The sequence below is a fragment of the Sphingomonas sp. PvP055 genome (assembly GCF_040546365.1).
Taxonomy (GTDB): domain Bacteria; phylum Pseudomonadota; class Alphaproteobacteria; order Sphingomonadales; family Sphingomonadaceae; genus Sphingomonas; species Sphingomonas echinoides_A.
This window is the reverse complement of record NZ_JBEPNS010000001.1, coordinates 1,369,133-1,391,060: the sequence shown is the minus strand read 5'-3', so window position 1 is coordinate 1,391,060 and position 21,928 is coordinate 1,369,133. Positions and strand designations below refer to the sequence as shown.

23 protein-coding genes are annotated in these 21,928 nt (G+C 66.5%); 9 read left to right on the top strand and 14 right to left on the bottom strand.

Annotated features, from left to right (window positions below):
- Window positions 1-66: 66 nt before the first annotated feature.
- From ABIC16_RS06695 to ABIC16_RS06685, 3 genes are all read left to right on the top strand, one after another.
- The gene (locus ABIC16_RS06695; protein WP_354290508.1) at window positions 67-522 is read left to right on the top strand and encodes a tRNA (cytidine(34)-2'-O)-methyltransferase; all 456 of its coding nucleotides are present in this window, start codon (window positions 67-69) and stop codon (window positions 520-522) included.
- A 128-nt stretch (window positions 523-650) separates the two neighbouring features.
- Window positions 651-1,496, top strand: coding sequence for an oxygen-dependent coproporphyrinogen oxidase (hemF, locus tag ABIC16_RS06690; protein ID WP_354290507.1), 846 nt, complete (start codon window positions 651-653; stop codon window positions 1,494-1,496).
- Between the two features lie 16 nt (window positions 1,497-1,512).
- Window positions 1,513-2,103 (top strand): GNAT family N-acetyltransferase, encoded by a 591-nt coding sequence (locus ABIC16_RS06685; RefSeq protein WP_277968638.1) that lies wholly within the window; start codon window positions 1,513-1,515, stop codon window positions 2,101-2,103.
- On the opposite strand, the gene ABIC16_RS06680 is transcribed toward ABIC16_RS06685, so the two are convergent.
- On the bottom strand, window positions 2,076-2,813 hold the full coding sequence (locus ABIC16_RS06680; protein WP_354290506.1) for a hypothetical protein: 738 nt from the start codon (window positions 2,811-2,813) through the stop codon (window positions 2,076-2,078). The genes ABIC16_RS06685 and ABIC16_RS06680 overlap by 28 nt on opposite strands.
- A gap of 8 nt (window positions 2,814-2,821) precedes the next feature.
- Complete coding sequence (locus ABIC16_RS06675; RefSeq protein ID WP_354290505.1) at window positions 2,822-3,676, bottom strand: hypothetical protein; 855 nt, start codon at window positions 3,674-3,676, stop codon at window positions 2,822-2,824.
- A gap of 155 nt (window positions 3,677-3,831) precedes the next feature.
- Here ABIC16_RS06675 and lipB point away from each other — a divergent pair, with 155 nt between their 5' ends.
- The 3 genes from lipB (at window position 3,832) to ABIC16_RS06660 (ending at window position 5,784) form a co-directional block, all read left to right on the top strand.
- Window positions 3,832-4,512, top strand: coding sequence for a lipoyl(octanoyl) transferase LipB (gene lipB, locus ABIC16_RS06670; protein ID WP_354290504.1), 681 nt, complete (start codon window positions 3,832-3,834; stop codon window positions 4,510-4,512).
- Between the two features lie 95 nt (window positions 4,513-4,607).
- Window positions 4,608-4,871 carry a hypothetical protein gene (locus tag ABIC16_RS06665; RefSeq protein ID WP_277968634.1) on the top strand — a complete coding sequence of 88 codons (264 nt, stop codon included), beginning with the start codon at window positions 4,608-4,610 and terminating at the stop codon, window positions 4,869-4,871.
- A gap of 238 nt (window positions 4,872-5,109) precedes the next feature.
- The gene (locus ABIC16_RS06660; RefSeq protein ID WP_277968633.1) at window positions 5,110-5,784 is read left to right on the top strand and encodes a hypothetical protein; all 675 of its coding nucleotides are present in this window, start codon (window positions 5,110-5,112) and stop codon (window positions 5,782-5,784) included.
- 67 nt (window positions 5,785-5,851) lie between these two features.
- On the opposite strand, the gene queE is transcribed toward ABIC16_RS06660, so the two are convergent.
- The 7 genes from queE to ABIC16_RS06625 all read right to left on the bottom strand — a co-directional run bounded on the left by queE (window position 5,852) and on the right by ABIC16_RS06625 (window position 12,401).
- Window positions 5,852-6,484, bottom strand: a complete 633-nt coding sequence (gene queE, locus ABIC16_RS06655) for a 7-carboxy-7-deazaguanine synthase (RefSeq protein ID WP_354290503.1) — start codon at window positions 6,482-6,484, stop codon at window positions 5,852-5,854.
- Window positions 6,485-6,488: 4 nt separating this feature from the next.
- On the bottom strand, window positions 6,489-7,187 hold the full coding sequence (queC, locus tag ABIC16_RS06650; RefSeq protein WP_354290502.1) for a 7-cyano-7-deazaguanine synthase QueC: 699 nt from the start codon (window positions 7,185-7,187) through the stop codon (window positions 6,489-6,491).
- Between the two features lie 208 nt (window positions 7,188-7,395).
- Window positions 7,396-7,821, bottom strand: a complete 426-nt coding sequence (locus ABIC16_RS06645; protein ID WP_277968630.1) for a DUF3617 domain-containing protein — start codon at window positions 7,819-7,821, stop codon at window positions 7,396-7,398.
- A gap of 82 nt (window positions 7,822-7,903) precedes the next feature.
- Window positions 7,904-8,839: an Hsp33 family molecular chaperone HslO gene (gene hslO, locus ABIC16_RS06640; protein WP_354290501.1), complete on the bottom strand. Its 936-nt coding sequence runs from the start codon at window positions 8,837-8,839 to the stop codon at window positions 7,904-7,906.
- A 154-nt stretch (window positions 8,840-8,993) separates the two neighbouring features.
- On the bottom strand, window positions 8,994-9,911 hold the full coding sequence (gene argF / locus ABIC16_RS06635) for an ornithine carbamoyltransferase (protein ID WP_277968628.1): 918 nt from the start codon (window positions 9,909-9,911) through the stop codon (window positions 8,994-8,996).
- A 145-nt stretch (window positions 9,912-10,056) separates the two neighbouring features.
- On the bottom strand, window positions 10,057-11,256 hold the full coding sequence (locus tag ABIC16_RS06630; protein WP_354290500.1) for an aspartate aminotransferase family protein: 1,200 nt from the start codon (window positions 11,254-11,256) through the stop codon (window positions 10,057-10,059).
- Window positions 11,257-11,546: 290 nt separating this feature from the next.
- Window positions 11,547-12,401, bottom strand: a complete 855-nt coding sequence (locus ABIC16_RS06625; protein ID WP_354290499.1) for an ABC transporter permease — start codon at window positions 12,399-12,401, stop codon at window positions 11,547-11,549.
- Window positions 12,402-12,484: 83 nt separating this feature from the next.
- On the opposite strand from ABIC16_RS06625, the gene ABIC16_RS06620 reads away from it, so the two are divergent.
- Window positions 12,485-13,240, top strand: a complete 756-nt coding sequence (locus ABIC16_RS06620) for a GcrA family cell cycle regulator (protein WP_354290498.1) — start codon at window positions 12,485-12,487, stop codon at window positions 13,238-13,240.
- Window positions 13,241-13,419: 179 nt separating this feature from the next.
- Here the strand turns inward: ABIC16_RS06620 and ABIC16_RS06615 are convergent, their stop codons facing one another.
- On the bottom strand, window positions 13,420-14,256 hold the full coding sequence (locus ABIC16_RS06615; RefSeq protein ID WP_277969389.1) for an outer membrane protein: 837 nt from the start codon (window positions 14,254-14,256) through the stop codon (window positions 13,420-13,422).
- A 162-nt stretch (window positions 14,257-14,418) separates the two neighbouring features.
- On the opposite strand from ABIC16_RS06615, the gene parE reads away from it, so the two are divergent.
- Window positions 14,419-16,401 (top strand): DNA topoisomerase IV subunit B, encoded by a 1,983-nt coding sequence (parE, locus tag ABIC16_RS06610; protein ID WP_354290497.1) that lies wholly within the window; start codon window positions 14,419-14,421, stop codon window positions 16,399-16,401.
- Window positions 16,402-16,430: 29 nt separating this feature from the next.
- Window positions 16,431-17,666: a hypothetical protein gene (locus tag ABIC16_RS06605; protein WP_354290496.1), complete on the top strand. Its 1,236-nt coding sequence runs from the start codon at window positions 16,431-16,433 to the stop codon at window positions 17,664-17,666.
- 47 nt (window positions 17,667-17,713) lie between these two features.
- On the opposite strand, the gene ABIC16_RS06600 is transcribed toward ABIC16_RS06605, so the two are convergent.
- The 4 genes from ABIC16_RS06600 to ABIC16_RS06585 all read right to left on the bottom strand — a co-directional run bounded on the left by ABIC16_RS06600 (window position 17,714) and on the right by ABIC16_RS06585 (window position 21,906).
- The gene (locus ABIC16_RS06600; protein WP_354292273.1) at window positions 17,714-20,164 is read right to left on the bottom strand and encodes a PhoX family protein; all 2,451 of its coding nucleotides are present in this window, start codon (window positions 20,162-20,164) and stop codon (window positions 17,714-17,716) included.
- Between the two features lie 147 nt (window positions 20,165-20,311).
- Complete coding sequence (locus ABIC16_RS06595; RefSeq protein WP_354290495.1) at window positions 20,312-20,575, bottom strand: hypothetical protein; 264 nt, start codon at window positions 20,573-20,575, stop codon at window positions 20,312-20,314.
- The gene (locus tag ABIC16_RS06590) at window positions 20,572-21,084 is read right to left on the bottom strand and encodes a GNAT family N-acetyltransferase (RefSeq protein ID WP_354290494.1); all 513 of its coding nucleotides are present in this window, start codon (window positions 21,082-21,084) and stop codon (window positions 20,572-20,574) included. The genes ABIC16_RS06595 and ABIC16_RS06590 overlap by 4 nt, the downstream gene beginning before the upstream one ends.
- 15 nt (window positions 21,085-21,099) lie before the next feature.
- Window positions 21,100-21,906 (bottom strand): LysR family transcriptional regulator, encoded by an 807-nt coding sequence (locus ABIC16_RS06585; RefSeq protein ID WP_354290493.1) that lies wholly within the window; start codon window positions 21,904-21,906, stop codon window positions 21,100-21,102.
- Between the last annotated feature and the right edge of the window lie 22 nt (window positions 21,907-21,928).

Below are 21,928 nucleotides of genomic sequence, written 5' to 3'. Positions count from 1 at the left end.
CGAGCCACGTTAGACGGCGTAACGACATTTTGCCAACAGCAATTCGTGCGTGGTAGCGCTCTGTCTATGCGTATTGCTCTTTACCAACCCGATATCGCCGGCAACGTCGGCGCGATTCTGCGTCTCGGCGCGTGCTTCGGCGTTCCCGTCGATGTGATCGAGCCGACCGGCTTCACCTGGAGCGACAAGGCACTCGCTCGATCGGGGATGGATTATGCCGATTCCGTCCAGGTCCACCGCCATGCCGATTGGGAAGCGTTCCTGCAGACCGTGAAGGGCCGGCTGGTGTTGCTGACGACGCGCGGCGGGACGCGGCTGGATACGGCGACCTTTGCGTCCGACGACACGCTGCTGCTCGGGTCCGAGGGGAGCGGCGTTCCCGACCACGTGCATGCGCTTGCCAACGTCGCGGTGCGCATTCCGCTGGCGGAGGGGATGCGGTCGCTCAACATCGCGGTGGCGGCGGGAATCGGGATTGCCGAGGCCTTGCGGCAGACCAACGGCTTCCCGGACGCCGCATGATCCTACATCCCTGAAGCGAGTGGGGATTCCGCGATGGGGAGCCCCCCACTAAGCACCTTTACCTATGGTTCCCCCAGCGCACCGTGACGAGTAGAGCCCCCTCCCCACCACAACAGGACAGCCAAACCGTGGACATCGCCCTAGACCCCGAACAGGCCCGCGCTCGCACATGGTTCGAGCTGCTCCGCGACCAGATCTGCGCCGAATTCGTCGCGATCGAACGCGAGGCCGGGTCGGACGCGGACTTCGACTATACGCCGTGGGATCGGACCGACCCGGACGGTGCGCCCGGCGGCGGCGGCGTCCGCGGGGTGATGACGGGCAAGGTGTTCGAGAAAGTCGGCGTCAACGTGTCGACCGTCGGCGGGGTGTTCGAGGGCGAGTTCGCCAAGTCGATTCACGGCGCCGCCGAGAACCCGCAATTCTTCGCGACCGGAATCAGCCTGGTCGCGCACATGGCCAACCCGCATGTGCCCGCCGTGCACATGAACACGCGGTTCCTGGTCACGACCAAACGCTGGTTCGGGGGCGGCGCAGATCTCAATCCGCCGCTGCCCTATGACGAGGACACCGCCGAGTTCCACGACGTGCTGAAGGCCGCGTGCGACCCGCACGGTGCCGATTATTACGATCGCTACGCCAAATGGGCCGACGACTATTTCTACATCCCGCACCGCAAGGTCCATCGCGGGGTCGGCGGGATCTTCTGCGATCATCTGGAGGGGGATTTCGACGCCAACTTCGCGTTCATCCAGGATATCGGGCGCGCGTTCCTCGATGTGTACCCACGACTCGTGCGGCGGCGGATGAACTTGCCCTTCACGGCTGCGGATTCGGCGCAGATGCTCGAATGGCGCGGGCGCTATGCCGAGTTCAACCTTGTCTATGACCGGGGGACGCTGTTCGGGCTCAAGACCGGGGGCAACATCGACGCGATCCTGATGAGCCTGCCGCCGCGCGCGACATGGTCGTGACCCGAGGCGGCCGCGCATGGGGCTGATCCCGGTCCGCGAGAATGAGGTGGCGGCGGTCGTCACGACGCTCGAGATGCGTCGTCGCCCGCCGCTCCGGCCGCTGCCCGCGTCACCGTTGCGCCTGGTGCAGTGGGAGCAGCCGACGGTCGAATCGTATCGCGCGCTGTTCCGGCGCGTCGGGGCGCCGTGGCTGTGGTTCTCGCGGCTGGTGATCGACGAGGCGGCGCTGTTGCGGACGATCCATGACCCGGCGGTCAAGGTCTACGCCGCGGTCGACGCCGCGGGGATCGAGGTCGGTTTCCTCGAACTCGACTTCCGCGTCGCCGGGGCGTGCGAAATCTCGTACTTCGCGCTGATTCCGGAACTCGCCGGTCGCGGGCTCGGCCGGTGGCTGATGGCCGAGGCGCTCACCCGTGCGTGGGGAAAAGGCATCACGCGGGTGTGGCTGCACACCTGTTCGCTCGACCACCCGTCAGCGCTGAACTTCTATCGCAAGCAGGGGTTCGAGCCGATTCGCCGCACGGTCGAGACCTTCGTCGACCCGCGCCTCAGCGGGCATCTGCCCGCCGACAGCGCGCCTCACATTCCCTTGCTGAACCGGCGGTAGAGCGCGACCTGGATCAACAGCGTCGCGACCATCCCGATCGTCACGCCGGTCGCGGCGCCGATCTGGAGGATCGCGGCGACCACCGAGTTGGCGAGCGGTGCCCCCGCCAGCGCGGCGCCGATGCTGCGGAACGGCAGCGCCAGAAGATCGCCCATCAACACGGTGACGCAGGCAATCCCCATCAGCACCAGCCCGTGCCCGCGCGTCAGGCGAAAGCTCTGCGTGAAGGCGGCAATCACGCCTTGCCCCGGTTTCGCGACCAGCAGCGGCAGGGCGAGCAACAGCCGGCCCTGCAAGTACAATCCCGGCAGGAACAGCAGCAGCGTGCCCAGGCTGATCGGGATCGACGTCAGCAGCGACAACAGGATCACCCGCGGCAACAGCGCGAGTGCCTGCATCAGGGCGGACTGCGTCGTCGGGCGCTCCCGGTCGAGGTACAGCACCAACACGGTCGCGCTGCCCAGCAGCAGCACGATCGACAGGGCGATCACCGGCAGGCTGTAGAGTTGCGACCACGCCTCGACCGACGCGATCCAGGCGGCGGTTTCCTCGGATGTGGTCGGCATCGCCGGGGGCCGCGCGACGAACATCGCCATCGCGATCTGCGGGACGAGCAGCAGCAAGCCGCAGACCCCGATCAGGACGTCGCGATCGCGTTTCGCCATCGTCCAGGCGTCGCGCAGAACCGCGACGACATCGAGCCGTGCCATTGCCTGCTTCATGCGCCGACGACCGGCGCGTCGAGGTGGGCCGACCGGGCGCGGGCGTCGCGCAACGCCAGGTAGAGTTTGGCGAGGAACGCGACGGCCAGCACGAGGAAGATCGTGGAGACGATGGCGACCACGCTTGCGGTCAGAATCCCTGAAAGCGACATTGGTCCCAATCCCCCCAGCACGATGCCGAACACTGCGCCCGCGACCATGCGCGCGGCAAGCCCCGCCACTTGCGATACGATGAGATACAGCAGCATCACCCCCATGATCTTGAGCGCGCTGCCCCGCGTGAGTCGAAAGGCCTGGGCGAAGGCGCCCAGCCCACGGCGTTCGTCGACGAGGATCGGGATGATCACCGACAGACGCGCGACGATCCACAACAGCACCGGCAGCAACGCCAGCGTGTAGAGGCTGGCGAACAGCACGATCGGCGCGTTGATCGTTTCGAGCGAGGGCTGCGCTCCGGTCATGTCCCCGGTCATCTGATCGGTCGGAATGCCGCTCATCGCAAAGCCGACCATCGCCGGCAGGAACACCAGGAACAGCCCGACCAGCGCGATCACGTTCACCCCCAGGATGGGCAGGAAGCGGCGGTTCGCGGTCCGTACCGCCGACGCCCGCCCCGCCGCCGGGTCGAGCGCAAGCGCGGTCACCGCCACCGCCCCCCAGTTGCTCGCGAGCGACAGGATCACGACCACGATGCCGACGACCGAACTGCCAGCGAGACCGACCGCCCCCATCAGCGGCATCAGATTCCCGATCAGCGCGAGCGGCAGGAAGATGCCGAACAGCGCGATCGGCGTCAGCGAAGCGAGATTGTCGCCGAGGAACTCGGTCGTGCGGTCCCATACCGTACTCATCGTCGCCATCACGTCGCCGTCTCCCGTCGCCGGCCAAACCGGCCCGTTCCCCCGGCCCGTCCATTCGGCAAGGCGCAGTTGCGCGCTGTTAGCGCATGGCCGGACAGCTTGCCAATGACTTGCACCCGCGCCGCGACTGGCGCAATCGAGCAGGCGTGGACCATATTCCAGACGACATCGAATGGCGGATCGCCCCCGCCCCCGTTCCCTATGCCGAAGCGATCGCCGAAATGGAGGCGCGCGCGGCGGCGGTTGCCGAGGGTACGGCGCGCGAACTGATCTGGCTGCTCGAACATCCCCCGGTCTATACCGGCGGGACGAGCGCGGATCCGGCGGATCTGCGCGACCCGCAATTCCCCGTGATCGGGACGGGGCGCGGTGGCCGCTACACCTATCACGGGCCGGGCCAGCGGATCGGTTATGTCGTGCTGGACCTGACTCGGCGGGGGCGCGACGTGCGGCAGTTCGTCCATTCGCTCGAAGGCTGGGTGATCGCCACGCTCGGGGATCTCGGCATCGCGGCGTTTCGCGCGCCCGGGCGGATCGGGATCTGGACGATGGCGCCCGACCCGCTGTCCGCCACGGGCGCGAGCGAGGCCAAGATCGGCGCGATCGGCGTCCGCGTCCGGCGGTGGGTGACGCTGCACGGATTCTCGGTCAATCTCGCGCCCGATTTGTCGCATTTCGCGGGAATCGTCCCGTGCGGTCTGGCGGATTTTGCCGTCACGAGTGCCGAAGCGCTTGGCGCGCCTACCGATTTCGCAACTTTCGACACGGCCCTTGCGCTACGGCTTGCGGCGTTCCTGGAAACTCATTCTTTGGCCCGACAAAACTAGGCTTGAGGGTCAGGCGTAATACGACTAATGTCCACCACGGTTTGGGTATTAAAGGTCTCGAGGCCTACCAATCCTTCTATCTAGGGAGCTTTCCAATGCGTGCATTCATTTCCAAGGTCGCTGCTGGTTCGATGATCGCTGTTGCTGCGATCGCGATTTCGGCTTGCACTCCGAAGACCGAGACGACGACGACCGACAACACGATGGTCACCGACCTGAACTCGACCGACACGATGGCAACGTCGACCAACGACACGATGACGTCGACCGACGGCGCGATGGCAAACGACGGTGGCATGATGTCGAACGACACCATGATGATGTCGAACACCACGACCACGACCACGAACGCGATGTAATCTTCCCGTCCGGGAAGCCCTTACGGGAAACATCGTGGAAGGGGCCGTTCGGGAAACCGGGCGGCCCCTTTCGATTCGAGCCCGACCGGTGAACCGCGCGGCCTGCGCCGATCCGCCTGATCCAACCGAACCGCCTTTGGGAAATTCGGACTTGGTTTGCGATGGATCGATCCGCTAAAAGAGTTGGGAAGGCCCGCGAAAGGCCGTAAGCGCTGACGCGTGAATCGAGAGGGAATGAATGACCGTGTTGCGTATTTTGGCCACGTTGGCCGCTACTTGTAGCGTCACGCTGGCAAACCCGGCTTCGGCGCAATTCTTCTTCCAGTCGCACGACATGACGGCACCGCCGATCGAGGGCGACGAGCCGGGCCAGCTGGCGCTTCCGGGCGCGACGCCACTGGAAGTGCGCGCGAACCTCTTGTGGAACCTGCGGTCCGCGCTCAACGTCGCGGCGCTGCAGTGCCAGTTCGAACCGACGTTGCTCAACGTCGAAAACTACAACGTGATGATCAACAATCACAAGGACGAGCTGAAGGTCGCGTTCGATACGCTGGTGAAATACTTCAACCGCACGAACAAGACGCCCAAGGCCGGCCAGGCTGCGCTGGATCGGTTCGGAACGCGCACCTATTCCTCGTTCACCACGGTCGGCGCGCAGTATGGCTTCTGCCAGACCGCATCGCAGATCGCGACCAATGCCGCCTATGCGCGCCGCGGCGAGCTGTACAAGGTCGCCATCAACGACATGGGCACGCTGCGCAATTCGTTGACGCCGTGGGGCGAACAGCGTTTCGCGCGCCGCCCGCGGATCGAGACGCGCGTGTCGGTGCCGCGGTTCGACGAGATGTGCTGGACCAAGAACGGCGCGTGGGTTTCGCGGCGTTGTGGAGAGTTCAAGGCGACGCTCCGCTAATCCCTTGATCGGATCGACCGGGGTCGCAAGCGCCATGCTTGCGGCCCTCGGCACGCCAGCGAGCGTGTCAGCGCAAGCCCAAGGTCTTGTGCGCCTGCAGCGTCAACCGCCAGCGTGGCCGTGCCATCACCAGATCGATCGCCGCCGCGTGGTTCGCCACTGCCTCCGCGCTATCGAGCGGCTGGATCAAGTGATGCGCAAAGTCCCAGCGTTCGAGCTCGGCGACATCGCTGCCCGGCTGCGGCCACACCAGTTTCAATTCATCTCCGCTGCGCTGGACCACGACGCTCCCCGCCTTGGGGCTGATGCAGACCCAGTCGATCCCGGGATGCGCCGCAAGCGTGCCGTTGCTTTCCATCGCGATCTCGAACCCCGCGCCGTGCAGCGCGTCGATCAGCGCATCGTCGATCTGGAGCATCGGCTCCCCGCCGGTCAGCACCACGAAGCGTTCCGCACGCTCGTCGCCCCAGAAACCAGCGACCGCTGCGGCCAGCGCTGCCGCATCGGCGAAGCGACCGCCGCCGGCGCCATCGGTCCCGACGAAATCGGTGTCGCAGAAACGGCAGATCGCCGCCGCCCGGTCCTGTTCCCGACCCGACCACAGGTTGCACCCGGCAAAGCGCACGAACACCGCGCGCCGCCCCGCCTGGACGCCCTCACCCTGGAGCGTCAGGAACATTTCCTTGACCGCGTAGCTCATCGCGTCAGACCGCGTAGCGAGTCGGGTCGGGCAGGCCAGCGTCCTCGAACCCCTTCTTGCGCAACCGGCAGCTGTCGCAGGTGCCGCAATGCAGCCCCTCCGGCGTCGGATCGTAGCAGGACCAGCTCATGCCCGCATCGAGCCCGAGCCGGTCGCACTCGCGCACGATGTCGGCCTTGGTCATATGCTGGAGTGGCGCGTGGATCTTGAACGGCTCGCCCTCGACGCCAGCCTTGGTTGCGAGTTCGGCCAGGCCTTCGAACGCGGCGATGAACTCGGGGCGGCAGTCGGGATAGCCCGAATAGTCGAGCGCGTTGACGCCGATGAACAGGTCGCGCGCGCCCGCCGCTTCGGCCCACCCCAGCGCGAGACTGAGGAAGATCGTATTGCGCGCCGGGACGTAGGTGACGGGGATGCCCGGCGCCACGCCATCCTTGGGCACGGCGATATCGGCGGTCAGCGCGGAGCCGCCAAACGCCGACAAGTCGAGCGGCAGGACGATGTGCCGCTCCGCGCCGAGCGCCGCCGCGATCCGGCTGGCGGCGGCGAGTTCAACGCGGTGCCGCTGGTTATAGTCGACCGAAAGCGCGAACAGGCGATAGCCGTCCGCCTTTGCGCGCGCTGCCGATACCATGGAATCTAGCCCGCCCGACACCAGCACCACGGCTGCGGGGGCGACCGTTGGGGTCGTTTCATCTGTCATGATGCGCCGGTAGGTAAGCGCCGTCCCCGGGATACGCAAGCACACCGCACGCCGTGGCGACGACCCCAAAAAAATGGGCCGCCCGTAAGCGACCCAGGGGGTGCCCGAGTATGGGCAGATCAGGAGAAAAGCCTTCCATCACGGAATGCAGTCTTCGACCTACCGCCCAATGGGTTAAGACCGTCTTAACGGTACCGCCGATTTCGCGCTATTTTGCCTTGTCCGAACACGGGCCGAGATAACGAGCATCGAACGAATCCTCGAACGGCGCGCCGTTGATGACGCCTTGCGTATCGAGATTGAACGACCGCGGAGTCGCCACCTTGACGATCGTCTGTCCGTGGCTGCCGCGACACGTGAAATGCATCGCGGTGGTGTTGATGTCATTGGCCACGACGGTGTGGTGGCACTGCTCGACCTCATGCGCGTAGTGGATCAGGACTCGCGGATCGCGGATGCACAGCGTGCGGGTGTCGGGATTGGTCCCGACCTGCTTCAACTGCCACTCCCCCCGCTCGACGCGCGCCAGCGCGGTGAGCGACGGCGCGGACACCGCCGCGACGAGGCCGCTGCCCATGAGCAGGCCGATACCGGCGAGTCCCGCCCGTACCCATGTCCGTTTGTTCGCGATCATCCCGAAGTCCCCGTGCCGATCCCGGCGTGCCCGTATCGCCTAGTGCGGCCGGTCAGTCGCTATCTGGGGAGTGCGGGCGAACTTACAATAACGGAGGCGTAACAATCTCGAGGGCGGCGGGGACCGGGAACTTTTGCGCGCAAAAGGCGCAATCGACCACGATCATGCCGTTCTCGTCCGCCATGTCGCGCTGTTCCTCCGGCGGGAACTTCGCCAAGACGGACGCGATATACTCGGGCGAGCACCGGCACCCGCGGACGAACCGGGTCTCGCCCTGGACGCGCACTTCGGTTTCTTCGTTGAACAAGCGCCAGACGAGCGTTTCCAGCGACAGTGCGGGGTCGGCGAGTTCCTCGGGCTTCATCGTCCCGCCCAGGATGGCGACATGCTCCCACTCGGGATGATTGAGCCGGGTGTGGATCCGGTCGCGACCGTCCTCGCCTTCGGGGAGATGCTGGAGCAACAGCCCGCCCGCGACGCGCCCATCCCGGCCGCCCGCGCCGGTTCCGACCCGGATCAGCGTGGGGATCTGTTCGGACTGGAGGAAGTAATGTTCGGCCGCTTCGCTCAGCGAATCGCCGTCGAGCGGCACGATCCCCTGATAGCGTTCGCCGGTGTCCGCCTGGTCGAAGGTGATCGCGAGATAGCCCTTGCCGAACAGTGCGAACAGCGTCGGTTCCTCGGGTGCTTCGGCGAGGCGATCGGCGTCGAAGTCGACATAGCCGCGCAGTTCGCCGCCGCGATAGTCGCACACCAGCAGCTTGACGATCCCGCCCTCGGTCTGCGCCTGCATCGTGAGCTGGCCGCCCGCTTCCTTGAGCGTCGAGCCAATGAGGGCTGCGAGCGTCAGCGCCTCGGTCAGCAACGCTTCGATCGGGGCAGGATAGGCGTGCGCTGCGAGGATCGTGTCAAGCACCGGCGCGAGGCGGACGATCCGGCCGCGGGCGTGGCGCGCGGGGATGGTGAAGCCGATCGCGCGATCGATGTCGGCGGGGGGGGTGGGGGCTTGCGGGGTCATGTTTTTCTCGCGGAAATTACGCCCTCCCAACCGTTCGCCCTGAGCGCAGTCGAAGGGCCCGCGCCACGCATGGGGCTTCGACTTCGCTCAGCCCGAACGGTGGGGAGATAAACGGGACAACAGAACCAAAGAGATAGGAACCCGCAGCCCCCAATCAACCAATCTGCCCGAAGCACCACCGCAGCACCGACTTCTGCGCATGCAGCCGGTTCTCCGCCTCGGGCCAGATCAGCGATTGCGGCCCGTCGATCACCTCCGCGGTCACTTCCTCGCCGCGATGCGCTGGGAGGCAGTGGAGGAACTTCGCGTCGGGCTTGGCGGTCGCCATCAGCGCGGCGTCGACCTGATAGGGCCACATCGCCTTGAGCTTGGTCTCGGCGTGGTCCTGCCCCATCGAGATCCACGTATCGGTGACGATCACATCCGCGCCCTCGACGGCTTCCTTTGCGGTGCCCACGACCCGCGCCCGCCCTTTGCCAAGCGCGACGTCGCTGTCGGCGGGCATGAACCCCTGCGGGCACGCCGCGACCACGTCGAACTGCATCAGCCCGGCGGCTTCCATGATCGACGCGAGGACGTTGTTACCGTCCCCGAGCCATGCGACCTTGAGGCCGGGGAGCGGCTTGCCCGCTTCCATCAGCGTCAGCAGGTCGGCCATGATCTGGCACGGGTGCGAATTGTCAGTCAGGCCGTTGATCACCGGGATGGTCGCATGGCGCGCCATCTCCTCCAGCTTCTCATGGTCGTCGGTGCGCAGCATGATCGCATCGCAATAGCCCGACAGGACGCGCGCGGTGTCCGCGACGGTCTCGCCACGCCCGAGCTGGGTCGTGCCGGAATCGAGAATGATGCTGCTGCCGCCCAACTGGCGGATCGCCATGTCGAAGCTGACACGCGTACGGGTCGAGTTCTTCTCGAACACCATCGCGAGCGTGTGCCCCGCGAGCGGTGCGTCGGCATCCGGCTTGCCCTTGGGCCAGCCGGCGCGGGCGGCCTTGCGGTCGAGCGCGTCGGCGAGCATCGCGGCGACGCCGTCGGGTCCGGCATCGGACAGGCTGAGGAAATTGCGCATCATGCCTCCCGCTCCACGCTCGCGGGGAGAGGGCAAGCGAGCGCAGCGAAGCGCGGGAGAGGGGCAATCACGCGGACGGCAGTGTCAGGCACTGCCCCTCTCCCCGACCCTCTCCCCGCAAGCGGGGAGAGGGAGACTTGGGCGCTCACGCCGCCACCGCCATCGCGGTATACGCCCGCGCGCCGTCGCTCAGCTTCTGGACGAACTCGGCGATGTGCGCCTCCTCGATCACCAATGGTGGGAGCACGCGGACGACATTCTCGCCCGCTGCGACCGTCAGCAGCCCGTGATGATCGCGCAGATGCGCGACGAAATCGCGCGCAACCGCTGCATCCTTGAGCTTGATGCCAAACATCAGCCCCTTGCCGCGGACGCCTTCGAAGATCTGGTCGTGGTTGGGGATCATCTGCTCGACCGAGGTGCGCAGCCGCTCGCCCATCGCGGTGACATGCTCGAGGAAGCCGGGTTCGAGCATCACGTCGAGGATCGCCTCGCCCGCCGCCATCGCAAGCGGGTTGCCGCCATAGGTCGAGCCGTGGGTGCCGAACACCATGCCCTTGGCCGCTTCCTCGGTGGCGAGACACGCGCCGAGCGGGAAGCCGCCGCCGATGCCCTTGGCCGAGGACAGGATGTCGGGGGTGATCCCGTAATGCTCATAGGCCCACATCGTGCCGGTCCGGCCATAGCCGCACTGGACTTCGTCGAGCACCAGCAACAGGCCGTGCTCGTCGCACGCCTTGCGCAGGCCCTGGAGGAACTCAGGCGTTGCGGCGGAGACACCGCCCTCGCCCTGGATCGTCTCGACCATGAAGCCCGCGGTCGTGTCATCGATCAGCGCGAGCGCTGCCTCGAGATCGTTGAACGGGGCGTAGGCAAAGCCCGGCAGCAATGGCTCGAACCCGTCGCGCATCTTGGGCTGGTTGGTCGCCGAGATCGCGCCCATCGTGCGCCCGTGGAACGCGTTGTTGAAGGTGATCAGCGTGGTCCGCTGCGGGTTGCCGGTGACGAAATGATAGCGCCGCGCAGCCTTGATCGCGCATTCGACCGCTTCGGTGCCCGAATTGGTGAAGAACACGGTGTCGGCAAACGACTGCTCGACGATCCGCTGCGCGAGATGCTCGCCCTGTGGGCTACCGTAGAGGTTGGAGACGTGCATCAGTGTCGCGGCCTGGTCGGCGATCGCCTTGACCAGCTTGGGGTGGCCGTGGCCGAGCGCGTTGACCGCGATCCCGGCGGCGAAGTCGAGATATTGCGCGCCGTCCTCACCGTAGAGATAGACGCCCTCGCCTCGCACCGGACGCACGCCACACCGTGGGTATACGGGCATCAGGGCTGGGGTCGACACGACGCGTCTCCTTCAAAAAGCAAAAGGGCGACCTGTGCGGTCGCCCGATCACGGTTTTTACGGGGATTGGGGGGCGAGCGCAACACCATGTGTTGGTGGGTGTGCGTCGGGGTCTATGCAGGAAGGGATGATCGCACAAAGCCACGAAGACACGAAGAGCGAAGAAGGCAGATATGAAGCTGCCGCAGGCAAAATCTGATGGACACGCGCACCACGCTGCCTTGCGAGCCTCCCTCTTCGTGTCTTTGTGCCTTTGTGCGATCAAACCCTTCTTGAACCGCCGAAAAACGTCAGTTCTTCAGCCGCCACCCGCTCCGCAGCAGCAGATAGCACAGCAGCCCGAGCACGATGTCGATCGCCAGGATGATCACCGACCCCAGCAGCACCGGCGAATCTGCCGTCCCCAGGAACCCGTAACGGAACCCCGAGATGATATAGAAAAACGGATTGGCATGACTGAAAGCCCGAAACGCCGGCGCCAGTTTGTCGACCGAGTAGAACGTCCCCGACAACAACGCCAAAGGCGTGATCACGAAGTTGGTCACCGCCGCCGCGTGATCGAACTTGTCCGCCCAGATCGACGTCAGCACGCCCAGGAACGACAGGAACGCCGCCCCCAGAAACCCGAACCACAGGATCGCCAGCGGATGCTTCGGCGTGACGTGCACGTCCGGGTAGATCGCCATCGCCAGCCATACCACGAACCCGACGATGAACGCCCGCGTCATCGCGCCGCCGACCAATGCGGTCAGCAATTCCATCGTCGACAAGGGCGGTTGGAGATAATCGACGATCGTCCCTTGGATCTTGCCGACCATCAGCGAGAAGCTCGCGTTGGCGAAGGCAGGCCCCATCATCCCCTGGCTGATGATCAGCCCGGGCGCGATGAAATCGGCGAAGGGGATCTCGACGCCGCCGACCAGAACCGGGCGTTTCGCGCCGGTTGCGATGGTAAAGACGACCAGAAACAGCAGCGTGGTGATCGCAGGCGCCCACACGGTTTGCAACTGCACCTTGAAGAAGCGGCGAACCTCCTTGATATAGAGCGTTCGCAGACCGCCCCAATTGACGCTCCGGATGACCGGGACGCCGGGGGCGTTCATCGCCGTTGTACGAATTTCGCCGATTGGGGGCTGGCTGCTCATGGCATGGTCGCTAAAGACTGCCGACGCCGCCCGCAACCCGGATTAGGGATTTGGCGGCCCGAGATGATTGGAAACGAGAGCAGATGAGCTGGACCGACGAACGCATCGATATGCTGCGCAAGATGTGGGAAGCAGGGCAGACCGCGAGCCAGATCGCCGAGGAACTCGGCGGCGTCAGCCGTAACGCCGTGATCGGCAAGGCCCATCGCCTTGGCCTGCAATCGCGCCCGTCGCCAGTGAAGCCCAATGACGGCACCGCCAAGGCGGCCGCGGCAGCCGCCGCCGCTGCGGCCGTTCCGGCGCCCGCTGCGCCAGAGCCGGCCCCCGCCGCGCCGCGCCCGCCCGTGGAACGCGCAGCCCCGGTCGTCGCCGCAGCGCCACCACCACCCCCGCCCCCCGCGCCGCGCCCGGTGGTTGAAGACGTGGTCGAGGACGAGGTCGAGACCGACGACGACGCGGGCGACGCGACGGAAACCCCTGCAGCCCCGCCACGTCCGGCCCCGCCGATCCTGCGCTCGGTCGGCCCCGGTGGGTTCCTTCGCCAGGCGCCCGGCGAACAGCAGGCACCGATCACGCCCGCCCCGCCACGTCGCCTCGTCCCGGCGAAGCCGTCCGCCGACATGGTCGGCAAGACGACGTTGCTCGATCTGAGCGACAAGATCTGCAAATGGCCGATCGGCCATCCGGGCGAACCCGACTTCCACTTCTGCGGTGAGAAGGTGAACCCCGGCTTCCCGTATTGCGTCGGGCATTGCGGCCACGCCTATCAGGCGCAGCTCCCGCGCCGCGATCGTCGCCCGGCGCCGCCGCTGCCCTTCGGTGGCCCGCGCGCCCGCTGAGCCACGACGGCAGGCACGAAAAAGGGGCCGCGGACCATTAGGTGCGCGGCCCCTTTTTGTTGTCTGTTGCCGCATAACGTCACCGTTCTCCCGCGAAAGCGGGAGCCCAGGGTTCCAGACGCTCCGCCCGTAACCCTGGGTCCCCGCCTACGCGGGGAAACAGAGGTGCCCGACCTACCTTAGAAGCGGAACTGCGCGGTCGCGCGGACGCTGTGCCAGCGGAACTTGTCGTCGCTGCGGCGGAAGTCGGTGCCGACCGTGTTCGGCGCGAGGACGAACGGGTTGGTCGCCGGCGCGGACCCCTGCGTCACGCGAACCCGCGCGCCATCGTCCTTATACTGGTTGTACAGATACTCGAGCCCGATCGAGAAATGCTTGCCGAGCTTCTGCTCGACACCACCGCCCGCGACAAAACCCCAGGCATCGTCATCGCCACCCGCGGCAAAGGCATTCGCGCCATTGCTCGTCTGGAAGGTCGAGTCGATCTTGGCATAAGCGACGCCGCCGGTGCCGTAGAACAACGTGCGGTCGAGCGCATAGCCAGCGCGCGCGCGGACGTTGGCGTTATAGTCGACCTTGCGCGTCATCGTGTACGACGCGGGCGTCGTGCTGAACCCCGACACGCTGTCGCGGACTTCGCTCTTGCCGAATTCCCCGACCACGCCGACGACGATGTTGCTGAACTGCTTGTCGAACCCGACGCGGCCCGAATAGCTGATGTTGTCCTTGTCGTTCCGGCAGTTGGCATTCGCGCTCGATCGCGCTGCGCCGTTGCAGAAGCCCGGCGAGAACGCATTGCCGCCCGCCGCGGTCGTCACCGTGTCGCCGAACCGGCCATCCAGGTTGCGATCGAACAGAATCGAGGACCCGACGTCGTTCGGTTGCGCATCGAAGCCCACCGTGCCGCCGACATAGACGCCGTCGAATGGCTTTTCGTCCATGTCCTGCGCGAACGCGGGCGCGGCAAAGGATGCCAGCGCGACGCCAGCGGCCGCGAGCAAATAGGTCTTACGCATTGAAAACTCCCTGTTGTGCTTACACAAAGCAGCACAGGAACGTCCCGAAACGGGGATAGAAGCAGCGGACACATTACCTTACAGCAATCGTCCAAACCGGCAAAAGTCGGCGGGCCGCGATGCCGCTTGGCAGTCCTGCCTTGCGCGCCGTATAGCGGTTGCATGTCCGAAGACCTGTTCGCTGCCCCCCCCAAACATATCCCGACCGACTATGACGCAGCGTCGATCGAAGTCCTCGAAGGGCTGGAGCCGGTTCGGCGGCGGCCGGGCATGTATATCGGCGGCACCGACGAGCGCGCGTACCACCATCTCGCCGCCGAAGTCCTCGACAATGCGATGGACGAAGCGGTCGCGGGCCATGCCACGCGGATCGAGATCGAGCTCGCGCCGGGCAACCGGCTGACCGTCTCGGACAATGGCCGCGGCATTCCGGTCGACCCGCATCCGAAGTTCCCTGGCAAGTCTGCACTCGAGGTGATCCTGTCGACGCTCCATTCGGGCGGCAAGTTCGACGGCAAGGCCTATGCGACCAGCGGCGGGCTTCACGGCGTCGGGGTCAGCGTCGTCAATGCGCTGTCGTCCGACACGGTGGTCGAGGTCGCGCGCGGACGCGAGCTGTACCGCCAGAAGTTCGCGCGCGGCGAGACGCTCGGGCCGCTCGAACATGTCGGTGCCGCCCCCAACCGGCGCGGGACGACCGTCGCGTTCACCCCCGATACCGAGATCTTCGGCCCCGACATGGGGTTCAAGCCAGCGCGGCTCCACCGGCTGGCGCGGTCGAAGGCGTATCTGTTCGCGGGCGTCGAGATCCGCTGGAAATGCGCGCCCGAGCTGATCAGCGACAACACGCCCGCCGAAGCGGTGTTCCAGTTCCCCGGCGGCCTCGCCGATCACCTGCGCGAACAGCTCGGCACACGCGAATGCGCGACCACCGAACTGTTCGTCGCGCGGCAGGATTTCCCCGGCACCGCGGGCCGCGTCGAGTGCGCGGTCGCCTGGCCGCTGTGGAGCGACGGGTCGTACAGCTGGTATTGCAACACCATCCCCACCCCCGACGGCGGCACCCACGAAACAGGCCTGCGTGCCGCGCTGGTCAAGGGAATCCGCGCGTTCGGCGATCTGATCGGCAACAAGAAGGCGAAGGACATCTCCGCCGAGGACGTGATGACCGGCAGCGAGCTGATGCTCAGCGTCTTCATCCGCGACCCGCAATTCCAGAGCCAGACCAAGGACCGCCTCACCTCGCCCGAAGCGGCGACGCTGGTCGAGCGCGCGGTGCGCGACCATTTCGACCATTTCCTCAGCGACAATATGGACCGCGGCAAGGCGCTGCTGAGCTATGTCGTCGAGCGGATGGACGAACGCCTCGCGCGGAAAGCCGAGCGCGAGGTCAAGCGCAAGACCGCCACCTCCGCGCGCAAGCTGCGGCTCCCGGGCAAGCTGACCGATTGCTCCTCCAACGGACCCGAGGGCACCGAGATCTTTATCGTCGAGGGCGACTCGGCCGGTGGCTCCGCCAAGCAGGCGCGCGACCGCAAGACGCAGGCGATCCTCCCCATTCGCGGCAAGATCCTCAACGTCGCGTCGGCGACCTCGGCCAAGATCCACGCCAACCAGGAAATCGCCGACCTGATCCTCGCGCTTGGGTGCGGAACGCGCAAGGACTGCAACCCCGAGCATCTCCGCTACCAGCGGGTCGTTATCATGACCGACGCAGACGTCGACGGCGCGCATATCGCGACGCTGCTGATGACCTTCTTCTTCCAGGAAATGCCCGAGATCGTCCGCGCCGGGAACGTCTTCCTCGCACAGCCGCCGCTGTACCGCCTGACCGCCGGGACCAAGAGCCTCTACGCGATGGACGACGCGCACCGCGCGCAGCTCGAGGCGACCGAGTTCAAGGGCAAGAAGGTCGAGATCGGGCGATTCAAGGGCCTCGGCGAGATGAACCCGATGCAGCTGCGCGAAACGACGATGGACCCGAAGACGCGCTCGATGCTGCGGATCACGCTGCCACAGGAATATGAAGCGCGCGCAGGCGTGAAGGATCTGGTCGACCGGCTGATGGGCACCAACCCAGCGCATCGCTATGCTTTCATTCAGGAAAATGCGGCGCGGATGGACGAGGACGCGATCGACGCCTAGCCTCGCCCCCTAATCTGGGAGTCGGGACGATGGTAGCGACGCGATGGTTGACGGTTGGGGTCCTGCTCGCGACGCCGCCGCTGACGGCACAGACCCTGCCGCCGCCTGCCCCGACGCCCCCCCCAACCACCGGGCGCGACATCGTCGTCGTCGCCAGCCGTGCGCCCGACCTGCGCAAGCGCCTCGACACCTGCATCGCGCAAGGCTGTCGCCCCGATCAGGACATTGCGATCACGCTCGATCTTGCGCAGGCGCAGTTTGAGGCGGGGCATTATGAAGACGCGGAAGCATCCCTGCACGCCGCGCGCCAGCGCACCGCGCGCTTTGCCAAGGACTATCCGGTCGCGGTCGCCAACCTGTTCCACGCGAGCAGCGTGATCTCCGCGCACCTCGGCTATCCAGAGCCGGAATGGTCGAACGCGCTCAACATGGTGAGCGCGATGAAGGCGGGCATGTCCGAAACGGATCCGCGCGTGTTCGTCGAACGGATCCAGCTGGGCGACGCCTATGCCCGCGCCGGACGGTTCGACGAAGCCAGCGTGCAATATCGCGAGGTCGCTGGCCGCGCGCACAAGCTCGGGATGATCGAAACCGAGGGGTTGGCGCGCGTGCGCTACGCAACGCTCAAGACTCGCCTCGCCGAACAGGTGTATGCGCATTACGCGCCGGTCGCGCGCAAGGCGATCGACGCGATCCTCGTCCGGCGCGAACCCGAAATGCAGCCGATGGTCGAAAGCGCGCGCCAGCTGAAGATCCAGCTCGCCGCGATGACCGCGAGTGACGCCGAGCGCGACCAGCTGATCGCGCACTATCCGACGCAGGCGGAGGGCGCACCGTCGGTCTTATTGTACGCGCCACCGGTGCTGATGACTCCGACCGGGCAGCGCCGCCCCAATGGTACCGCCGCCGACAGGTACACGCTGTTCAAATTGAACCCGACGACGCTCTTCCTGGAGTATCTGGACTATCTCTGGATCGACGTCGCCTACACGATCGGCACGGACGGTCGGGTCCACGACGCGCACGTCGCGCGTCGCGGCAAACATGTTCCCGAAACCGGGGACTGGCCGGACAAGATCGTGGAGTCGATCGCCGCGCGCCGGTACGCAACCCAGGCGAGCGCCACGAACGGACTCGAGCGCTACACCTTCACGTCGAACATGGCGGTCAAGAAAGCGACGCGCATTCCCAGCCGCAGCGGCGTGCCCCGGCTGCTGCGCGCCGACCTCGACCCCGACACACCGCCGCCCGAACCCCAGTCATGAATCGTGCGGGATCGGCGACGCGCACGTCGCCGATCCCGCCCGGTGCCTTACAGCGCGACCACGCCGCCGTCGTTCTTGGTGATCACCACCGTGGCCGAGCGCGGGCGGATCGTCGCCGCGGCGGTGCCGGTCGCCTGCGTGTCGGGCCAGTGGCTGGTGATGTTCGACGGGTTCCCGTTCTCGCCCGGATGCTGGATGTTGACGAACAGCGTCTTGCCGTCCGGGGTCGAATCCACGCCGGTGATCTCCGCCTCGATCGGGCCGACGAGGAAGCGGCGGAGCGTGGTGCCCGGTGCCTTGCCGACGCGCGTTGCCTGCGTGCGCCCGGCGTTGGTGACGGTCTTGACGCCGCCGTCGTTGACCGGCCCCGGCATCGCGGCGAGCATCATGCAGTTGGTGACGTCGGTATAGGCGCTGTCGTCGGTCTGGATCCACAGCACCGGCGTCACCTTGCCCGATGCGTTCGAAGACCGCCCGAACCACAAGCCGTCGGGGCTCGAGAAATCGTTGGTCGCATCCAGCCCCGACAGGTTGATGTTGGTCGGGTCGAGATCCGACCCCGCGCCGAACGCGTAGATATCCCAGGCGAAAGCGAGGGCCTCGGACGTGTCCCCCGTCTCGCGCAGACGGATGATATGCCCGTTGCGGTTCGACACCGAGGTGCTGGGCGGGTCGAGATAGGCGCGCGGGTTGGCCGCGTCGGTGTTGGCCGCGGTGCGCGAGCTGTTGTTGGTGAGCGTCAGATACACTTCGCCGCTGACCGGGTTGACCGCGGTCCATTCCGGACGGTCCATCTTGGTCGCGCCGAGCGCATCGCCAGCGAGGCGAGCGTTGGCGAGCACGTCGGCCTGATCCGCGAACGCATAGGTCACATTGCCCGCGGTCAGCGGTCCGCTGCCGAAGGTCAGCGGCGACCAGCTGCCCGACCCGTCGGCGTTGAACTTCGCAACGTAGAGCGTGCCGTTGTCGAGATACTTGTCCCCGATCGACAGCCGGTCGGCGGCGGTTGCATCGGCTTCGGCCCAGGGCGTGGCGGACACGAACTTGTAGAGATATTCGTTCTGCGCATCGTCGCCCATGTACCAGGCGGGCTTGCGCCCGACGACGAAGTTGGACGGCCAGCAGCCCTCGTGGTTGAACCGGCCGAGCGCGGTGCGCTTGCGCGGCACGCTCGCCTTGTCATACGGATCGATCTCGACCACCCAGCCGAACTGATACGATTCGTTGCGGAAATCGTCGGTCGCGGTCGCGCCGGAAACGCGCGCGTCCCAGCGGCGGTAAAGCGTGTTGGTGCTGTCCGCGGGCACGACCGTCGACCAGCCGTAATTGCCGCTCGCGCTCGTCACACCGAAGCGCGTCAGCGCCACGACTTCGCGCGGGGTGCGTAGCGCATTGTCGGTCGCGGTCGGGCGGCGGAAATAACCTGCCCAGTTTTCCTCGCACGTCAGGTTGGTCGCCCACGGGGTATAGCCGTTGGCGCAATTGTTGATCGTGCCGCGCCCCGCCACGCCGGTCGGCGAGAAGGCGGTCTTGAGCAGGTTGCTCCCCTTGACCGGGCCGTTGAACACCGTCGGCGTCAGCGGCGTGATGCGGCGATTGAGCGCGCCCGCCTGGACGTAGCTCCACGCGCCTGCGCTGCTGCGCGTGACTTCGACGACGCTGAGGCCGTGGCACTCCATTTCCTTGAGCGCCTCCGCCTCGGGGCGAACGCCGCCGGCATTGGTTGCGCCGCCGACATGGAGATACGGCTGGTTGATGTTCTCATGGTTCATCACGAGCAGCCCGCGCGTGCTGCTGGTGTCGTCGCGAGTCGATCCGGCGGCGGCGAGGCCGAACCAGTGCAGCGCATCGCCATGATCGCCCGCACGTGTCGCGTAGCTCGTGTCGGTCCCGTCGTTCTTGTACGCGGGCGTCGCCGCATCGATCGGGTCGCCGAGCCGGTAGAGCACCGAGACGGTATATCCCGCGGGAACCGTGACGACGTCGAGCTTGTTCTTCGAAACCGCGGCGAAGCCGAGCGTGGCGGGGGTGATCGAGACCGACGTGTCGGTCGAGAAGGTCAAGCCTTTGCTATCGGTGGCGGTGTAGCGGAACACCAGCATCGTCGCCGCCGCCACGCTTGGGGCAATGAAGGTGGTCCCCGTCGCGCCTTGCGTCAGCGCGACCGGCGGGCCGGACACCTGGCTGAAGGCGCTTTGCGCGGTCCCGGCGGTATTGCTGGTCGAACCGGTCAGCGTGACGACCCGGCCCGAGCTGGTCTCGCCAGAGGATCCGGCGGTGATGGTCGGCCCGGCATCTTTGGACTCGTCTTCGCCGCATGCCGCCAGCACCGCGCCGCCGAACACCGCGAACGCCGCCGCCTTGGTCCCGCCCAGCAACGCCGCACGCCGCGAATAGCGCCGGTCGATCAGCGCGTTGAGCGAATTGCCGCCGGTGCTGCCGTTGGTGTCGATATCGCCGTCGTCATAGCCAATCGTGATGCTGGTCGAGTCGGTCATGCTGCTACCCCCGTCGAACGCGTTGTTCGCGTCGCTTCGGGACATGCCATGCAGCGCTAAACTGACGGGGAAATGTCATCCCGGCGACAGAATGGAGACGGTGCCGTGACGAAACGATGACGGACGCACCGTTTCAGGGGGAAAGCGTCACCCTTCGGGGTGCATCCGCTTCTGATGATATTTCACCCGGACGACCACCGCGGCGATCATGTGCAATGCGGCCACGGCCAGCAAGAACAATGGCAGCACCATTGGAATCTGCGGCGCATAGCGCGCGCGCACCAGCGCCAGCACCGCCGCAAGCACCGCGATCACGACGCCGAGCCACCGCACTGGGCGCGCGACCATCCGCAACTCGCGCTGATACGCGGCGCGCTCGACCGGGTCGGTGAGATTGGGCGGAGGGGTCATCGGTCGTTCCATTCGGTCGCGAGCAACCCCCATAGGAAGGTGTCGCGGACGCCGATATGCGTCTCCCACTCTGCCCGCAAGCGTCCCTCCAGCGTGAAGCCGAGTGATTCGAGCAGCGCGTTGGAGCGGATATTGTCCGGATCGGTATCCGCGAAGACGCGGCGCTGGCGCTCCGTAACGAACAGATACTGGAGCACGCCCGCCACCGCCTCGCGCGCCAGTCCCGTTCCCCAGTGCGTGCGCGCGAGCATATAGCCGATTTCGGACACGGCCCCTTCCCGCTTCTCGCCGACCGAGACGAAACCGATCGCGGTATCGTCGTCCGGAAGCGTCATCGACCAGGCCCGCCAGGTCCCGGACGGCTCGGCGAAGTACGCGCGGACTGCGTCGACCGATTCGAACGGTGGATGCGACCAATAGGTCATGGCGTCCGGATCGGAGAGCGTCGGAAACAGCGCTTTGGCGTCGTCGACCGTCCGGGGGCGCAGCCGCAGCCCGCGCGGTCGCAAGCACCGGGACCGGTGTCACCCGGTCAACGCGGCGACGAGCGTCTTGACCTTCTTCTGCCGCCATTGCGGGAGCGGTGCGACCAGCCAATAGCCGAGCCGATACGCCTTCGCCCCCCCCACCGCGACGATCCGCCCCGACGCGAGATCCGCCGCCGCGAGCAGTTCGGGCACCGTCGCACGGCCAAGCCCCTGCGCCGCCGCATCGATCGCGAGACCCGCGTCGCCGACCCGGACCAGAGAGGTGGCATCGTCCTCGACGCAGCCGGGCCACGCGATCCACGTATCCGCGCCGCCGCCCGGCCGCTCGACCGTGACCATCCCGGCGGACGCGATCGCTTCGCCTTCATGCTCGCCCGGGCCATCGCCCCAGCGGATCGCGAGATCGAGGTTGGCCTCGGTGAAATCGATCGCAGCGCTGGCGTTGGACGCGTCGGCGGAGATCAGCACGAAGCGCATTTCGGGATCGTCGCGCGCGATGTCCGCAAGGCGCGGCATCAGCCACTTCTCGGTCAGGTCGCGCGGGGCGGCGATCGTCAGCGACTTGCTCGTCTGCCCCGCCTGCATCGCACGGACCGCTTCCTCGAACTGCAGGAAGCCGTGGCGGAGCGCCGCGAGCCCGCCCTCGCCTTCCGGCGTCAGTTCGAGCCCCTTGGTGGTCCGGCGGAACAGCACGACGCCGAGCGTATCCTCCAGCGCGCGGATCTGCTGCCCGACCGCGGCGGGCGTCACCGCGAGTTCGTCCGCCGCGCGCGTAAAGCTCAGGTGGCGCGCGGCGGCATCCAGCACGCGCAATCCGTTGAGGGGCAAATGCGTGCGCTTCATCGGCGGTATGTCCCGGTGCCGG

What these genes read in the sequence shown, in the direction of transcription:
- ABIC16_RS06600 (WP_354292273.1), bottom strand. Translation starts at nt 20,164, where the DNA reads ATGACCGACTCGACCAGCATCACGATTGGCTATGACGACGGCGATATC.
- hslO (WP_354290501.1), bottom strand. Translation starts at nt 8,839, where the DNA reads ATGACCCCGCAAGCCCCCACCCCCCCCGCCGACATCGATCGCGCGATC.
- queC (WP_354290502.1), bottom strand. Translation starts at nt 7,187, where the DNA reads ATGACAGATGAAACGACCCCAACGGTCGCCCCCGCAGCCGTGGTGCTG.
- ABIC16_RS06595 (WP_354290495.1), bottom strand. Translation starts at nt 20,575, where the DNA reads ATGACCCCTCCGCCCAATCTCACCGACCCGGTCGAGCGCGCCGCGTAT.
- parE (WP_354290497.1), top strand. Translation starts at nt 14,419, where the DNA reads ATGTCCGAAGACCTGTTCGCTGCCCCCCCCAAACATATCCCGACCGAC.
- ABIC16_RS06620 (WP_354290498.1), top strand. Translation starts at nt 12,485, where the DNA reads ATGAGCTGGACCGACGAACGCATCGATATGCTGCGCAAGATGTGGGAA.
- ABIC16_RS06680 (WP_354290506.1), bottom strand. Translation starts at nt 2,813, where the DNA reads ATGGCACGGCTCGATGTCGTCGCGGTTCTGCGCGACGCCTGGACGATG.
- ABIC16_RS06585 (WP_354290493.1), bottom strand. Translation starts at nt 21,906, where the DNA reads ATGAAGCGCACGCATTTGCCCCTCAACGGATTGCGCGTGCTGGATGCC.
- ABIC16_RS06685 (WP_277968638.1), top strand. Translation starts at nt 1,513, where the DNA reads ATGGGGCTGATCCCGGTCCGCGAGAATGAGGTGGCGGCGGTCGTCACG.
- ABIC16_RS06675 (WP_354290505.1), bottom strand. Translation starts at nt 3,676, where the DNA reads ATGAGTACGGTATGGGACCGCACGACCGAGTTCCTCGGCGACAATCTC.
- ABIC16_RS06645 (WP_277968630.1), bottom strand. Translation starts at nt 7,821, where the DNA reads ATGATCGCGAACAAACGGACATGGGTACGGGCGGGACTCGCCGGTATC.
- ABIC16_RS06605 (WP_354290496.1), top strand. Translation starts at nt 16,431, where the DNA reads ATGGTAGCGACGCGATGGTTGACGGTTGGGGTCCTGCTCGCGACGCCG.
- queE (WP_354290503.1), bottom strand. Translation starts at nt 6,484, where the DNA reads ATGAGCTACGCGGTCAAGGAAATGTTCCTGACGCTCCAGGGTGAGGGC.
- ABIC16_RS06660 (WP_277968633.1), top strand. Translation starts at nt 5,110, where the DNA reads ATGACCGTGTTGCGTATTTTGGCCACGTTGGCCGCTACTTGTAGCGTC.
- ABIC16_RS06695 (WP_354290508.1), top strand. Translation starts at nt 67, where the DNA reads ATGCGTATTGCTCTTTACCAACCCGATATCGCCGGCAACGTCGGCGCG.
- argF (WP_277968628.1), bottom strand. Translation starts at nt 9,911, where the DNA reads ATGCGCAATTTCCTCAGCCTGTCCGATGCCGGACCCGACGGCGTCGCC.
- ABIC16_RS06615 (WP_277969389.1), bottom strand. Translation starts at nt 14,256, where the DNA reads ATGCGTAAGACCTATTTGCTCGCGGCCGCTGGCGTCGCGCTGGCATCC.
- ABIC16_RS06625 (WP_354290499.1), bottom strand. Translation starts at nt 12,401, where the DNA reads ATGAGCAGCCAGCCCCCAATCGGCGAAATTCGTACAACGGCGATGAAC.
- ABIC16_RS06665 (WP_277968634.1), top strand. Translation starts at nt 4,608, where the DNA reads ATGCGTGCATTCATTTCCAAGGTCGCTGCTGGTTCGATGATCGCTGTT.